The organism is Rhizobium sp. 01N447_2 (genome assembly GCF_056399245.1).
The window spans coordinates 1-1,171 of the sequence record NZ_JBFTQY010000165.1 but is presented as its reverse complement, the minus strand read 5'-3'; the positions used below and the strand labels follow the sequence as shown (position 1 = coordinate 1,171).

Genomic DNA, 1,171 nt, shown 5'->3' with positions numbered 1-1,171 from the left:
CAATTTGCACTGATTGTTGGATGATCTGTGCGCACTCCGGCGGATGGCCATCCGCCGGAGTGCGGACGGCCGGGACCGCAGGCCCCTTGGCTTGAACCGGGGATGAGATTGGTCCGGCCGTCCTCGCGTTTGTCCTGAACAGATGATGGGGAGCAAGTCCCGCATGCAAGGCAAGGTTTCGTTCCAAGAAGACGCGATGCCGGTAGTTTATGCCGGTGTGGACGTGAGTAAAGAGTGGCTCGATATTCATCTGCATCCGCTGGGCGAAAGCCGGCGGTTTAGCAATGACAAGACCGGCATCCGCCAGCTGAAACGGCTGCTGGCCAGGCATCGGCCCAAAAGCATCGTGATGGAGGCAACCGGCAAGTTCCATCGCCCCGCCCATCGCTCGCTTTGGCTCGATGGCTTTGCCGTCGCCGTGGTCGATCCGCTGCGCGCGCGCATGTTTGCCCGTGCCTGCGGCTATCTCGCCAAGACCGACCGTCTCGATGCCCGTTTCCTGGCGCTCCTGGCCGAGAGCYTGCGCCCGCCGGCCGACACGCCGCCAAGTCCTCACGTTGARGCCTTGCAGGAGCTGGTCAATGCACGATCGGCAGCCAAATGCGACATCACCGCCCTGCAGAACCGCAGCAAGACTGCCACCACCGCCCTTCTGCGCGGCGAACTCAACCGCCTCGTGCGTCGGCTGGAACAGCATGTCGAACGTCTCGACAAAGAGATCGAGCGACGTGTCGGCGAGGATCCGCAGCTCTACCGCAAGGCCGAGATCCTCACCTCCATTCCCGGCATCGGCCGCGTCACSGCCCTGGCATTGATGGCCGGCATGGACGAGTTGGGCAGTTGTTCGGGCAAGCAGGCCGCCATGCTGGCAGGGCTTGCCCCAATCGCTAACGACAGCGGTGCCCGAACCGGACGTCGTTCCATCCGCGCCGGCAGGCCCGCACCCCGGCGCGCGCTCTACATGGCCGCCTTGTCGGCATGTCGCYACAATCCCGCCCTTGCTCGTTTTGCAGACACACTCAAAGCCGCAGGAAAACCAGCGAAGGTCATCCTGGTCGCCGTCATGCGTAAATTGCTCGTTCTGGCAAACTGCCTCCTATCTCACGATCGCCTCTGGACCCCAAATCCGCCTTGACAACCAACACAGATTCTCATCCGAGATTCTCATCCG

General features: G+C 62.6%; 1 protein-coding gene. It reads left to right on the top strand.

Going from position 1 to position 1,171, the window contains the following annotated elements:
• The first annotated feature begins 163 nt into the window (after positions 1-163).
• Positions 164-1,135 carry an IS110 family RNA-guided transposase gene (locus AC1ECN_RS38530; RefSeq protein WP_477956062.1) on the top strand — a complete coding sequence of 324 codons (972 nt, stop codon included), beginning with the start codon at positions 164-166 and terminating at the stop codon, positions 1,133-1,135.
• The last annotated feature ends 36 nt before the right edge of the window (positions 1,136-1,171 follow it).